The 13,003-nt window shown below is 69.9% G+C and carries 9 protein-coding genes and 1 pseudogene; all 10 read right to left on the bottom strand.

Annotated elements, in window-relative coordinates; genetic code table 11:
* Window positions 1–3: 3 nt before the first annotated feature.
* The 10 genes and pseudogenes from Prum_RS13260 to Prum_RS13300 all read right to left on the bottom strand — a co-directional run bounded on the left by Prum_RS13260 (window position 4) and on the right by Prum_RS13300 (window position 12,905).
* Window positions 4–3,315, bottom strand: coding sequence for an SIS domain-containing protein (locus Prum_RS13260; protein WP_173076837.1), 3,312 nt, complete (start codon window positions 3,313–3,315; stop codon window positions 4–6).
* Window positions 3,316–3,389: 74 nt separating this feature from the next.
* Window positions 3,390–4,073 carry an AfsR/SARP family transcriptional regulator gene (locus tag Prum_RS13265; protein WP_173076839.1) on the bottom strand — a complete coding sequence of 228 codons (684 nt, stop codon included), beginning with the start codon at window positions 4,071–4,073 and terminating at the stop codon, window positions 3,390–3,392.
* A gap of 297 nt (window positions 4,074–4,370) precedes the next feature.
* A complete protein-coding gene (locus Prum_RS13270; RefSeq protein WP_173076841.1) occupies window positions 4,371–5,099 on the bottom strand; it encodes an Ig-like domain-containing protein in 729 nt (242 codons plus the stop codon).
* The gene (locus tag Prum_RS13275; RefSeq protein ID WP_173076843.1) at window positions 5,054–6,313 is read right to left on the bottom strand and encodes a glycoside hydrolase 5 family protein; all 1,260 of its coding nucleotides are present in this window, start codon (window positions 6,311–6,313) and stop codon (window positions 5,054–5,056) included. The genes Prum_RS13270 and Prum_RS13275 overlap by 46 nt, the downstream gene beginning before the upstream one ends.
* The gene (locus Prum_RS53755; protein ID WP_218577224.1) at window positions 6,310–6,669 is read right to left on the bottom strand and encodes an ROK family protein; all 360 of its coding nucleotides are present in this window, start codon (window positions 6,667–6,669) and stop codon (window positions 6,310–6,312) included. Before Prum_RS53755 ends, Prum_RS13275 begins: the two co-directional genes overlap by 4 nt.
* Window positions 6,666–7,229, bottom strand: a complete 564-nt coding sequence (locus Prum_RS53760; protein WP_218577225.1) for an ROK family protein — start codon at window positions 7,227–7,229, stop codon at window positions 6,666–6,668. The genes Prum_RS53755 and Prum_RS53760 overlap by 4 nt, the downstream gene beginning before the upstream one ends.
* A 73-nt stretch (window positions 7,230–7,302) precedes the next feature.
* A pseudogene (locus Prum_RS13285) lies at window positions 7,303–9,740 on the bottom strand (glycoside hydrolase family 2 protein).
* 7 nt (window positions 9,741–9,747) lie between these two features.
* Window positions 9,748–10,638 (bottom strand): carbohydrate ABC transporter permease, encoded by an 891-nt coding sequence (locus tag Prum_RS13290; protein WP_173076845.1) that lies wholly within the window; start codon window positions 10,636–10,638, stop codon window positions 9,748–9,750.
* Entirely contained in the window at window positions 10,638–11,507 is an 870-nt protein-coding gene (locus Prum_RS13295) for a carbohydrate ABC transporter permease (protein WP_173076847.1), read from the bottom strand. Before Prum_RS13295 ends, Prum_RS13290 begins: the two co-directional genes overlap by 1 nt.
* A gap of 123 nt (window positions 11,508–11,630) precedes the next feature.
* Window positions 11,631–12,905 (bottom strand): extracellular solute-binding protein, encoded by a 1,275-nt coding sequence (locus tag Prum_RS13300; protein ID WP_173076849.1) that lies wholly within the window; start codon window positions 12,903–12,905, stop codon window positions 11,631–11,633.
* Between the last annotated feature and the right edge of the window lie 98 nt (window positions 12,906–13,003).

The following is a 13,003-nucleotide window of genomic DNA, read 5'->3' on the forward strand; positions in this document are numbered from 1 at the left end:
GTATCACCCGATCATCCTCGCGATCTCGTCCACCGGCGACAGCAGGACGGTCTCGACGGGCAGATCGGCCAGCACCGACGGGTCGAAGGGCGCGTCGGTCTCCGTGACGGCGGCCCTGATCTCTTCCAGCCGGCCCCCGCCGAGGACCTCGGTGAGGTGTACGGCGTCGGCCCGCTCGCGCAACGCCACGTGCAGCAGGGTGAGCGCCTTGACCCGGGTGCCGGTCAGCTCGGGCACCATCAGCACCAAGCGCCCATCGCACCGGCCGCGCACCAGGCGGGGCGTTCGGGAACGTACCGCCAGCCGCTTGGATCCGCTCAGCTCGGCCCCGTTGTCCGCCCGGCTGACCAGCCCGCGCGCGATGCCCGTCTTGCCGGCGACGCGGATCGTCGCCGGGCCGTCGGGCGGCCAGCTCAGCAGGTAACGCGTGGCGCCCTCGACCCGATCGACCAGGTTGGCGAAGGCGCTCAGGGTACGCAGGGCGGAGTAGCCGCAGACCTCCGGATCGCCGCCGGCCTCGGCGAGGGCCGCCGTCAGCCCGTTGTCGAGCAGGTCGGCGTCGCCGCGCGAGGTGCCGACCGTCACCGTCTTCGCCTGGTGCTTCACCGAGTCGATGGAGCGGGTCAGCTCGTCCACGGCGGTGGTGAGCCGGTGCCGGAGGTACTCGACCGGGTCGCCGGCCGGGTTCCCGTGCTGCAGCACCTGGGAGGCGTACGACAGGCCGATGGCCGTGTCGCTCTGTAGGACGCCGCGAAGCGTGCCCGCCGCCGCGTCGGCCACGAACTGATGCAGGTCGTGGCAGGCCAGGTCCAGGTCGCCGACGGTCACCCGGCCGGCATCGACCGCGCCCTCCAACGCGGCGAGCGCCACCCGCAACGGATCCGCTTTCCGGTCTATCGCGCGTGCGATGTGGTACGAGAACAGGTGCCCCGCCGCCGTACTGATGATCCAGGCGAACATCGGGTGTGCGGCGGGCACGTGTACGACCAGATCCGTCGCCCATCGCACGTCGATTCCCTCGTCCACGATCACCGCCGGCGCGTTGCGGTGCGCCGCGAAGATCTCCACCTCCTTGGTCAGGTCGCGCACCTGGCCGGCGGGCGTGCCGGCCGCGCAGACGAGGACGAACGACTCGGCCGACAGGTCGACGTGCTTCTTGTCCTCGACGGCGTCCGTGGAGATGGTCTTGTAGCACAGCTCCGACAGCTTGATCCGGGTCTCCTCGGCGGCGACCCGGTTCGGCCCGGACCCAACGACTGTCCAGTATGGATAGCGGATCGCGACCTCCGCGATCTCGGCGATCCGCGGCGCCAGGTCGGGCAGCCGCTCCAGCTGCTGCGGGACGTCCAGCAGGGCCTGCAGCAAGGAATCCTCCAGGGCCGGCGGCAGCCGGTCGAGGAGCCGCGCGAGCCGCAGACCGAGCAGCACGCCCGTGGCGACCTGGGAATAGAACGCCTTGGTGGAGGCCACCGCCATCTCGACATCGCGTCCGTCCGATGTGTACAGCACGCCGTCGCTCTTGTGCGTCAGGTCGCTGTCGCGCCGGTTGACGATGGAGAGTACGGCCGCGCCACGGGCCCGAGCCATGTCCACGGCCCGGTTCGTGTCCGTGGTGGTCCCGGATTGGCTCACCGCGACCAGGCACACCGCCGACATGTCCGGCCGCAGGCCCCACGCGGACAGTTCACTTGCCGGCATGGCCGCGACCGACACGGCCGGTTTGAGCAGTCGCTTCACCACGGTCGCGATGCCCTGGCAGGCGACCGCCGCCGTGCCCTGGCCGACGAGGATGACCTCGCGGATGTCACCGGCGGTGAAGCGGCGGCGCACCGCCTCCGGCAGCGCCGGCTCGCTCAGCGTCACGTAGTGCCGGTCGCCGTCCCGGGCGACCCGCCCGCGCAGGCTCTTGCGGAACGACGAAGGAGCCTCGGTCATCTCCTTCACCAGGTAGTGCTCGAACGGGCCGCGTGCCACGTCCCGGGTGGTGATTTCCGCGGTGACGATGTCGCCATCGGTCGTCGCCACGGGCCGGCCCAGCGCCGTATAGCGCCGCAGCGCCGCCGCCGTCCCCGCGCCCGCCCGGTCCAGTGTCACCACGGTGCCCAACTCGCCGCCGTCGGCGAGCGTGCCGTCCAGGCGCAGGTACCGGTCGGTCACGCCGACCAGCCCGTACACCTCGCTGGCGACCAGGAAGCAGCCCGGCGCGAACCCGACGTACAGGCCCTGCCCGCTCCCCTTCACCCCGAGCAGCAGTTGGTCCGGATTGGCGGCGGTCTGCGCGGCGATGGCGAACGAGCCGTACCCGCGGCGGATGAACTCGGCCATGGCCGGCACCGGCTCCGCGCCCGCGTCGATGCTTCCGGCCAGCAGCACCGGGATCAGCTTCGCGTCGGTGCTGATCCCGGCGGCGTCGGCGGGCAGGCCGATCTGTTGCCGCAGGGCCACGTGGTTGTCGATGTCGCCGTTGAGCGCCGCCGTGGCGAAGATGTGCGCCCGACCCCGCACCACGCTGTTGACCGGGTGGGCGTTGGCCTCGCTGATGCGACCCACGCTGGCCCAGCGGGTGTGCGCGAGCACGGTCACCCGGGCGCCGGGCAGCGCCAGCACCGCCCGCAGGTCCGTGTCGACGGCGATGGTGGCGCGCAGGAAGGCGACGTTTTCCCCGAGCCGGCCGATGACGGATGCCCGCTTGTAGACAAACGCCAATCCACCATCGAGCGCCTCGACCGCGCCGTGCCGGTAGTCGGTGTCCGCGCGGTGACGCAGGTCCGGGGGTACGCCGTCGGGCAGCGTCACCCAGATCTGGATGCCCGCCGAATCACGCCCCCGGACCTCGAGCCGGTCCACCGCGTCGAGGACCGCGTCGACCGCCAGGTAGGCACGGGCCACGTCCAGATCCGCGATCGCGTCGCCGGCCAGGGCACCCGCCCGAGCTGCGGCCGCCACCCGATCATGGGTCAGCGCCCAGAGCAGGTCACGGGCGCGCACCGCGAGCCGCTGCCCGCGTTCGAGAAGCTCCGGGTCCCAGTCCGCGCTGTGCCGGTCCAGGTCACGATCGAGCTCGGCCAGCCAGCCGCTCGCCGCGGACAGGCGTTCGACGGCTTCCTCCCGCAGCCGCGCGTCGGTCGCCAGGCGGTGGCTAACGGTCGGGAGGGCGTACAGCTCGGCCGCTGCCGACAGACCTTTGACAAACCAGTCCAGCCCGGCAAGCAGGTCGTCCGGCCGGTCCTTGGGCAAGGCGTCGAGCACCTGTCGGCGCGAGACGTCCGCACGCTCACCGCCGTAGTCCGGCACTGCCGCCACGATTCCGCACATGGCTGGGTCCCCTAGGTCGCTTCGGTACCCGTTCTGGCTAACATCCCCCGCGTGGCGCCCGCGTCACCCGCGCGTCACGCGAGGGATTGCCGGATCGGGCTCATCAGGTCCAGGAACTGCCGGGTGGGCAGGATCCCGAACTCGTCGGCGAGCACCTGGCGGCAGCGCTCGAACTGCCGGATCGCCTCGCCCACGTTCCCCTCGGCCAGGTGCACCCGGGCCACCACCCGGTGAGCGCTCTCCCGCAAGGGGTCCATGCGGACCGCGGTGAGTCCGGCCTGCAGCGCCTCCAGGTACCGCCCCTCCTGGGCGTGCAGCGTGGCGAGCCGCTCCAGCGCGTGTAGTTGGACCTGATGCAGCCGCTCCCGGTGCAGCAGGACCCAGTCGTCGTACCAGCCCGGGAGCAGGTCGCCCGCGGACAGTACGGCCAGCGCGTTCGCCGGGGCGACACCGTCGTCCAGCACCGCGCGGGCATGGCTCAGGATCTCGTCCATGTCGATGCGTACGCCCGGGTTGAGCATGAGCGCACCGTCCATGGCGTCGACCAGTTTCGGGTGTTGTTGCCTGATCCGCCACAGGGCCGAACGCAGATTGCCCTGGGCATGGTGTTCGTTGCATTCGGGCCACAGCTGACCGGCCACGAGGCACCGGTCACGCCGGCCCTGAATGGCCAGGAGCGCGCTGAGCCGCTGGACCGCTCGCGTCGTGCCGACCGCTTCCCGGCCACGGCGCAGTTCCCACCGGTCGATGAGAACCATTGTCCAACCGGCCGTGCGCTCCCCCATGCTTCACCCATCGCGTCCCCCTGATTACGCGCGCTGGGATGCTCCGATAGCACAACAGACATCAGATCAGGCTTGTCCGGACTTGTCGGACAGTCAATCAACCGAACGTTCCGCCGGATTGGTCGTCAGTGGCGAAGTGGATTGCACGGCTCATACCACTAACGCCTTATTGTCGGGTTCCCGACAGCTAACGCGCCGGTGACGCCGCGGAGACGTTAGGAAGGGCCCCCTCCTATGCATAAAACGTTAGGAGGGGGCCCTTCCTTGCACTCACTCGGCGCGGATGTTGTCGATGTCGAACTCGCCGGGGTGGGCCCACACGTAGACCTCGCGCACGTCGGCCAGCGCCGCCGCGTCGCAGGACATCTGGGTCAGCAGGTCGGCCGTGACGGTGACCTGGCTGTTCTGCGGCACCCAGGTGAAGTTCGACTGGCACCAGGAGGGGACGTCGCCGTACTGCACGGCGATCGCGCCGCTGGTGCCGGCGTCCGGGCCGACGCGCAGGTCGAACTTCAGGGCCACCTTGGCGGTGAGGTCGAGCGGCGCGTCCAGCCGCTTGCCGAACCACCCGCCGTCGGCCGCGGAGATGTGCAGGCCGTACGCGCCCTCGGTGTGGAAGTCGGCGGTCTGCGCGACCGTCCCGGCGTTGGTCTGCCACGGCGCGGGCGCCCAGCCCTCGGTGCCGGTCTCGAACGTCGCGATCTGGATCGTCGGCGTCGCCGGCGGCAGCACCGTCACGCTCAGGGTGGCCGTGTTCGATACGCGCCCGGCGAGGTCACGGATGGTGTATTGGGTCGCCGCCCGGCCCCGGAACCCGGCCGTGGGCGTGAAGACCACCTTGCCGTCGCTCGTCAGCGCGAACTGCCCACCCTCGACCGACGAAGGGTTTAGCCTGATTGACGACGGGCGCACCGACGTGCGGTACGCGATGTCGTTCGCGGCCGGCGCCAGCGTCACCGGCGTCTCGAACGCCGTGACCACCGCGTCGTCGTCGGCCACCGGCGGCCGGGACCGCTGCCCCGGCGGATCTCCTCGGTGGCATTGGACAGGTTGATGCACACCGGGCTCGGGCAGTAGACGGTGTATCCGTCGTAGTCCGGGTACAGGCTGCCGTCGTCCTGCACGCCGGAAAGGATCCAGTAGAGGAAGCCCGTGCCGCCGGTGGCGATGAACGCGTCCGTCCACTTTTGATAGACGGGGTTGCGGTCCGCCTTGTCCGGCCAGCCGAATTCACCGAGCATCACCGGCTTGCCGATCTTGGCGGCCTCCCGGTTGTGCCGCTTGATCCAGTCGACGGCCCAGACCGCGTCCTTGCCCCACGGCTTCGGGTACAGGTGGTACGACATGACGTCCACCGCCGGCAGCTTGGTGAACGCGAGGACGTCCACGCCCTCGCCGCAGTTGACGGTCCAGTCCGAACTGGTCCGGTCGTCGCAGAAGAAGCCCTCGTCGCCGACGCTGGCCAGGTGCTTGCGGTCGACGGACTTGATGTGCCGGGTCATCTCGTCGGCCCACGCCGTGAGCAGTTGCGGCGAGCAGTTCGGCGACGTCGGGTAGAGCCCGGAGCCCTTGCACCGCGGCTCGTTGCCCAGCTCCCACGTCATGACGGCCGGATCGTCCTTGTACTTGACCCCGGTCAGCGAGTTGGTGCGGTTCAGGACGTGCGAGATCCAGTCCTTGTACCAGCCGCGGATCACCGGGTCGGAGTAGAAGTCGTCGTGGTACTGACCGCCGCGCCAGCGCACGTACTGGGCGATGCCGCCGAAGTCGTTCCAGTTGTTGGTGAGCGGAATGACCAGCTTGACGCCGGCGTCGCCGGCGGCCTTGATGACGTAGTCGAGGCGTTCCAGGCCGTCGGCCCCGTCGTTGTACGCCGGCCGGGTGCCGTCCCAGTACTGGAAGTAGACGCCGTCCGCCTTGCCGTGGATGGAGCCGGAGCCGTCCTGGTTGCCGATGTCGAGGAAGCCCCACGTGCGCAGCACGGTGAAGCCGGCCGACTTCGCGTCGGCGAACACGTCGTCGACCATCAGCCGCGACTTGTACATCAGGTAGTAGTTGTTGGTGCCGCCGAAGCGGAACTTCTTGCCGTCGAGCTTCAGCGTGGCCCCGTCGCGGACGACGAAGCCCGAAGTGGACGGTCCAGCGACGGCGGGGGTAGCCGGAGTGAGGAGGAGAAGTGCGGTGACGGCGGTGAGGAGGGAGCGCACTTTCATGGGGTACTCCTAAGAGCGAGAGCCGCGGCGCCTAGCAGACCCGCGTCCGTCCCGAACCGGCTCGGGTGGATCCGCACCCGCCGGATGAAGGCAAGGCCGGCCAGGTCGGCGACCGCCTCGCGGAGCGGGGTGAAGAGCAGGTCGCCGGCGCCGGCTACGCCGCCGCCGACGACCACGTCGTCGAGGTCCAGCAGGCCGCTCGCGCAGACGATCCCGGCGGCCACCGCGGTCGCGGCCCGCCGGAACGCCTGCCGCGCGACGGGATCGCCGTCGCGCGCGTCCTGGGCGAGGGTGCGGGCGTCGGCCGGCCGGCCGGCGGCAGGCTCCCAGCCCTCGGCCCGCGCCCATCTGGTCATCGAGGGCCGCTGGCGATGGCCTCGACGCACCCGCGCCCGCCGCAGGGGCACGGCGGGCCGTCGAGGTCGACGACGATGTGTCCAATGTGGCCGGCGTTGCCGGTGACGCCGGGATGGATCCGGCCGTCCAGCACGAGGCCGCCACCGACGCCGGTGGAGACCACCATGCCGAGCATGGCCCGGGTGGTGTATCCGCCGCGCCAGTACTCGCCGAGCGCCATGCACTGCCCGTCGCCGGCGAGCACCGCGGGCCGGCCGGGCAGCACCGGCCGCAGCGCGTCGAGGATCGGAAACGGCCGCCAGTCCGTGATGTTGACCGGGCTGACCGTGCCGGCGTTCAGGTCGAGCGGGCCGGCGGAGCCGACCCCGAGCCCGACCAGCCGGCCGGCCGGGCCTTTCGCGGCCACCTCGCGGGCCAGCCGGTCGAGCGCGGCCGCCGCCTTCTGGCCGTCCGCCGGGGTGGGCACGGTGACCCGGTCCCGGAGCGTGCCGTCCGGCTCCACGACGGCCGCCGCGAGCTTCGTGCCGCCGACGTCGACGGCCAGTACCGGCCCGGTCATGCTGAGCCGTCTTTCGTTCCCGACTGCGGGGCTCGCAGGCGGGCCGCCGTCGTCTGTTCCAGGCCGTTGAAGCTCACTCCTCGCGCTCACAGGAAGAGACGTCGTTGACAAAGCGCAGCACGGGCCTCGCGGTCAGGGCCGCCGGGTCCAGGTCCGGCCGGGCCCGGACGGTGAACGTCACCGACTCCCCCGGCAGCAGCGTGACCAGCTGCTCGTCGACCGAGGCGGACGGGTCCAACCGGTCCGGGAAGAGCGCCAGGTCGCGCAGGATGGTGCCGGCGCGTACGGTGACCCGCCAACCGTCCGGCACCGGCTCCGCGGTGGCGTCGTACGCCGGGGGCGGGTACGCGACGTCCTTGTCCTCGGCGAAGAACCACCAGGCCCGCTCGCCGTTGGCGGAGGCCACCAGCAGCTCGTCGCGCGGGTCGTCGGCGCTGGCCAGGTCGCCGGGCAGCGGCAGCGTGAGCGCCGAGTGGGGCGGTACGACGAGGTCCACCGCCGTCTTCGCGCGCGCCTCACCGGAAATGGCCATCCGGGTCACGCTGGCCGGGGCGATCCACGGCTGGGCGCCGTCGTTGACCGCGACCAGCACCAGAGCACCGTCCCGCGGCTGGATGGTCAGCAGCCGGTCGGCGTACACCCGGCGCAGGGCGTACCAGGCGGGCTTGCGGCGCCCGTCGCCATCGACGAACGCCCACGAGGTGACCGGCCAGCAGTCGTTGAGCTGCCACACGATCGCACCCATGCACAGTGGACGCAGCGACCGGAAGTGCTCGATCCCGAGCGCGATCGCCCGCGCCTGGTTGACCTGGGTCAGGTAGTGCCAGTCGTCGAAGTCGCGCGGCGGCGGCAGGTGCGCGTCGAGTCCACGCTGGAGCTTTGCGTCGCCGTCGATGGCCTTCTGGTGGTGGCGCATGCCGGGCGAGTCGTGCGCCAGCGGGTCGTCGCGCAGCGCCCGGCGCAGCGTCGCGTACGCCGCGGGCGCCTGGTAGCCGAACTCCGCGACGAAGCGCGGCCGGTAGTCGCGGTAGTGCACGTAGTCGCGCTGGTTCCACACGTCCCAGATGTGCATGCTGCCGTGCGCCGGGTCGTTGGGGTGCACGTCCGGCCGCCCCGAGTACGGGCTGCTGGGCCAGTACGGCCGGGTGGGGTCCAGCTCGGCCACGATGGCGGGCAGGACATCGAGGTAGTACCCCTCGCCCCAGGTGCGTCCGGCCAACTCGTCCGGCCAGCCCCAGTCGTGGTAGCCCCAGATGTTCTCGTTGCTGCCGATCCATCCGACCAGGCTCGGGTGGCTGGCCAGCCGCGTCACCTGTGCACGGGCCTCCGAAGAAACCTCGCCGGCGATCGGCTCCTCCTCCGGGTACGCCGCGCAGGCGAAGAGGAAGTCCTGCACCACGAGCAGCCCCATCTCGTCGGCCACGTCGTAGAAGTCGTCGGACTCGTAGCGGCCGCCGCCCCAGACGCGCAGCAGGTTCACGTTGGCGTCGTACGCCTGGGCGAGCCGCTCGGCGTAGCGCTCCCGGGTCACCCGGGTGACGAACGTGTCGTCCGGGATCCAGTTGACGCCGCGGACGAACACCGGCTGGTCGTTGACGACCAGGGTGAACGGGGTGCCGTCGGCGTCCGGGGTGGTGTCCAGGCGTACCGAGCGGAACCCGATGCGCCGCTGCCACGTGTCGAGGGTGGCGTCGCCGGCCGCGCGCAGGGTCACGTCGAGGACGTGGCGCGCCTGCTCGCCGTACCCCCGCGGCCACCACAGCGCGGGGTCGCGGACCTCGAGGTTGACGACGGCCGCGCGCTCGCCGGCCGGGACCGTGACCTCCCGGCGGACCCCGGCCACGGCGGCGCTCAGGGTGAGCGGCTCGTCGCCGACCCGTTCGAGGTCGACGTGTACGGCGACCCGGCCGACTCTATTGTCGACAGTCACCAGTGGACGGACGCCGGCGAGCCGGGCGACGCCCCAGGCGTGCAGCCCGATCGGCTGCCAGATGCCGGCGGTGACCCCGTTGGGTCCCCAGTCCCACCCGAAGTTGCACGCCATCTTGCGGATGAAGTTGAACGGATCCTCGTACGCGCTGGGACGCGCGCCCAGGCGATCCCTCAAGGCGGACGCGTACGCGTACGCCGAGTCGAAGCGGACGCTGAGCCGGTTGTCGCCGGGGCGCAGGTGTGGCAGGGCGTCCAAGCGGTAGCCGCGGTGCATGTTGGCGGTGGAGCCGAGGTCGACGCCGTTGAGAGTGACCGTGGCTACCGTGTCCAGGCCCGCGCAGACGAGGTCGACGCGTGCCTCGTCGAGGGGGACCAGGCGAACGTCGTCTCGTAGACCCAGTCGGTGTGACCGATCCAGCGCAGCGCGTCTTCGTTGTCGTCCAGGTACGGGTCGGGTATGCGCCCGGCGGCCAGCAGATCGGTGTGGACGCAGCCGGGCACGGCCGCCGGCACCGGGCTGAGCGACGCGTCAGCCGGTGCCACCGTCCAACCGTCGTGCAGCGGTCGGTACGAACCCATATTCGTGTTACCCCTTAATTCCGGACAGCGCGATGCCCCTGGTGAAGTGCTTCTGGAAGAGCAGGAAGAAAATGACGGTCGGCAGCGAGGTGAGCAGCGACGCGGCCATGATGACGGCCATGTTCTGCGGGTTGAACGCCAGCGAGGCGTTCATCCGGGATAGCGCCACCGGGAGGTTGGCCATGGTGTCGTCCTGCACGATGACGAGCGGCCAGAGGAAGTTGTTCCACTCGCCGAGTACCACGAAAATCGCCATCGCGGCGAGCGCCGGCCGCATCAGCGGCATCACCACGCGCCACCAGATCCGCCATTCGCCCGCGCCGTCCACGCGCGCGGCCTGGATGAGCTCGTTAGGGATCGACCGCATGTACTGCACCAGGAAGAACACCACGAACGCCTTGGCGAGCGCCGGGATGATGTACGCCTGGTACGTGTTGAGCCAGCCGAGGTTGCGCACGATGAGGTAGTTGGGGATCAGGCTGACCTGCCAGGGCACCATCATCGACGCCACGATGACGACGAAGATGACCCGCCGGCCGGGCAGGTCCATCTTGGTCAGTGCGTACGCGGCCAGCGACGCGAGCAGCAGCGACAGCACCGTGATGGTCGTGGCGACGAGGAGGCTGTTGAACATGAACCGCCAGAAGCCGCCCGGCACGTCCACGAACCGCTGGAAGAGGCCGGGTACGACCTGGTCGTGCCGCACGTCCGGGTCGTAGACCGAGTCGTAGAACGCGTCCACCGTCGGGTCGCGCGGCACGAAGTCGGGCGGGTTCTTGGTCAGCTCCGGCACCGGCTTGAACGCCGCCGTGAGCATCCAGTAGAAGGGCACCAGCATGGTGAGGCCGAAGACGTAGAGCGGCAGCCTGGCTATCGTGGGCCAGAGGTTTCGGCGCATCACAGCTCCTTCAGCGCCCGGGTGACCCGGATCTGGATCATGCTCACCACGAAGATGATGATGAAGAGCGTCCAGGCGATGGCCGAGGCGTAGCCGAGCTGGAACTTCGTGAAGCCCATGTCGTACAGGTACGGGACGAGCATGAGCCCGCTGTCCTGCACGCCGCCCACGCTGCTGACCGCCCGGAAGATGATGTAGATCGCCTCGAAGAGCTGGAACGCCGAGATCAGGCCGGTGATCACCACGTACGTGGTGACCGGCTTGAGCTGCGGCAGCGTGATGTACCAGAACTGCTGCCAGCCGTTCGCCCCGTCGAGCCTGGCCGACTCGTAGTGCTCCTCCGGGATCGCGTTGATGCCGGCGACGAAGATGACCATGCCGTACCCGCATCCGCCCCAGACCGCCATCAGCACCAGGATCGGGATGGTCCAGCCGGGCGAGGCGAGCCACTGGACGCGTTCTATGCCGAACCAGCCGATGACCGTGTTCGCGAGGCCGAACTCCTCGACCGAGAAGATCCACCGCCAGATCAACGCGACCGCGATCGTCGAGGTGACGGCCGGCAGGAAGAACAGCGTCCGCATGATCCGGTCGCGCCAGCTCGTGCCGCGGAACGCCACCGCGAGCACCAGCGACAGCACGGTGGTGAGCGTGACCGCCGCGACGACGTAGATGAACGAGTTGGCGATCGCCTTGCGGAAGCGCTCGTCCTCGAACCAGAGGCGCTGGAAGTTGTCCAGTCCCACCCACTGCGGCGGCTTCACCCCGTTGTAGTTGGTGAACGCGAACCACAGCGAGTTCAGCAGCGGCCACACCAGGAACACGATGAAGAGCACCGCGAACGGCACCAGCATCGCGTACCCCGGCATGGCTCGGCGCAGTCGGGCCCGGCGCAGCTCGCGGGAGCGCGTGCGGCGTACCCCATCAAGATCTTGGCCCCCGCGGCCGGCGCACCTGGCGCCGGCGCGGTGGTGGTCGGTGTGGCCATCGATCTACTTCAGGTTGTTGTTCATGATCGTCGCGGCTTCGGAGAGCGCCTTCTTGGGATCGACGCCGTCGTTGACGACCGACTGGAGCTTCTTGGTGACGTCCGCCCCGCTGAGCTCCCAGCCCTTGCAGTTGGGCGGGCCGGTGACCGTCTCCATCGTGGTCTTCAGCGCCGCCTTGACGTCGTCGGTCGTGTTGAGGCTGTCGACCAGCTCCGGCCGCGGCGAGAGGTACAGCGCGCCCTCCTTGTTGAAGACCTCGGTCTGGAGCTTCTTGATCGCGTCATCCGAATAGAGCCACTTGATGAAGTCGACGGCGGCCTTGGGGTACTTGGTGTACGACATCACGCCGACGATCCGGCCGCCCACGAACGTGCCCGCACCCGCCGGGCCGGACGGCAGCGGCGCGACCTTCCACTTGCCCTTGATCTCGGGGTGCCCGCTGTCGAGGCCGCTGACCACCCAGGAGCCGTCGATCGCCATCCCGTACTCGCCCTTGGCGAGGCCGGCGCCGGCGTCGGTGGCGGCCTTGGGCACGCCGTACTTGGTGTACTGCCGGGCCCAGTTCGTGGTGGCCAGCACCGCTTGGTCGCTGTCGATCGTGGCCTTGGAGCAGTCGTCGGCGTAGAGCGAGCCGCCCGCCTGCTTGAGCCAGTTGAACCAGGGCAGCCACTCGAAGGTGCCGAAGTTCTCGACCATCGGGGTCTTGATGCCGGCCGCCTTCAGCTTGTCAAGCGCGGTGAACAGCTCATCCCAGGTCTTCGGTGGCCCGCTGATCCCGGCCTTCGCGAGCAGGTCGGGCCGGTAGTAGAGGAGGTAGAAGGCGTTGTCCATGGAGACGCCGTACACCGAGCCGTCCGGCGACGTGATCGCCTTCATCACCTCGGGGCGGGTCTTGGACTTGACGTCGGCGATGTCGCGGTCGTTGAGGTCGAGCATGCCGCCGAGCTCGCCGAACTCGATGCCCCACGACATGCCGCCGGAGATGATGTCCGGCCCACTCTTCGAGGTGGCCGCGGTCAGCACCTTGGCGTGCCCGTCGTCCCAGGAGATCGCCTGGACCTTGATCGTCGTATCCGGGTGGGACTGCTTGTACAGGTCGGCCGCCGCCTGGAACGCCTGCGCGTTCTCGTCGGCGCCGACGCTCCAGAAGGTAAGGGTGGCTGGCCCTCGGCTTCCTGGGCCGGCTCCTCGCTGCCACCACTTGTGGTGCAGCCCGCTATCAGCAGGGACACGGCCGCCACAGCCGCAAGTCTGGTACGCATGTGTGCCTCCGGCCATCGAAAAGTGTTGACTGAACCGGTTGAGTAGGCACACCGTACGGCCGGTCATTGCGACTGTCAATGGCGTGTTAAAGGCTTGGCCAGGCCGTAACCTGA

The organism is Phytohabitans rumicis (assembly GCF_011764445.1).
GTDB classification, from domain to species: Bacteria; Actinomycetota; Actinomycetes; order Mycobacteriales; family Micromonosporaceae; genus Phytohabitans; species Phytohabitans rumicis.